Source organism: Paraburkholderia sp. SIMBA_027 (assembly GCF_046535315.1).
Classification (GTDB): domain Bacteria; phylum Pseudomonadota; class Gammaproteobacteria; order Burkholderiales; family Burkholderiaceae; genus Paraburkholderia; species Paraburkholderia tropica.
Genome location: NZ_JAWRWY010000303.1, coordinates 1 through 305 on the forward strand (window position 1 = coordinate 1; position 305 = coordinate 305).

At 62.3% G+C, this 305-nt stretch carries 1 pseudogene; it reads right to left on the reverse strand.

From position 1 onward, the window contains the following. A pseudogene (locus tag SB764_RS39185) lies at positions 1-305 on the reverse strand (ABC transporter ATP-binding protein); the annotation flags it as partial.

The window sequence follows — 305 nt, forward strand, 5'->3', positions numbered from 1 at the left end:
GCCGCCGACCCGCCACAGCAGGTTGTCGGTGGCGATCAAACCGACGAGGATGGCAAATGCTCCCCACAGCGGACCGGGATGATGCCGGCCTTCGCCGAGCACGTCGATCAGATGTTTGATCGCGTATTGCGAAGCAAGCGCACACCCCACGGCCGCAACCACGCTGCACAGGACGGTGGCATGCGCGAGCGGGTGGCGGCGGATAAAGCGGAAGAGAAACGCAAGCGGCCGATGCGCGTAGCTCGCAAGCTTTGCGTTTTGGGCATTACGCTGGGCGATGGTTGAGTGTTCCAATTGATCGTGAG